Raw genomic sequence first — 330 nt, 5'->3', positions numbered from 1 at the left:
ACAATCGTACTTTGTTTGTCGAAGGTAGCAATCCCGTCCGGGTCGGCGTCACTATCGATATGCCGGAGGAATTTCTTGAGACAATTCTGACGCGACCGGATCGTGTTCTTCGACAAGGATTTGGTGACGGACACGGCGTCACCGTCATACATCCGCTGTGCCACTTCATTCAGCTCCCGTTCCGTGGCGTCCAGTAGTGATCCATCAAGGTCGCGGGAAAACGCGGTGAGAGAAATAATCCATTGCCGGAGGGTCGTTGGGGCGCGCGTCGTTCCCCAACGATTCGCGTCACTATCGGCGTCGTTCGGAGTCGTCACCGCGTTCTCCTCA

The 330-nt window shown here is 56.1% G+C and carries 1 protein-coding gene; it reads right to left on the bottom strand.

Annotated features, from left to right (window positions below):
• The coding region (locus tag EXE45_RS18500; RefSeq protein ID WP_137695174.1) for a hypothetical protein at nt 1–317 on the bottom strand (317 nt) is incomplete at its 3' end.
• Nucleotides 318–330: the final 13 nt, after the last annotated feature.

It is taken from the genome of Halorubrum sp. SP9, assembly GCF_005435015.1.
In the GTDB taxonomy this organism is placed as follows: domain Archaea; phylum Halobacteriota; class Halobacteria; order Halobacteriales; family Haloferacaceae; genus Halorubrum; species Halorubrum sodomense.
This window is presented reverse-complemented; position numbering and strand designations above follow the sequence as displayed.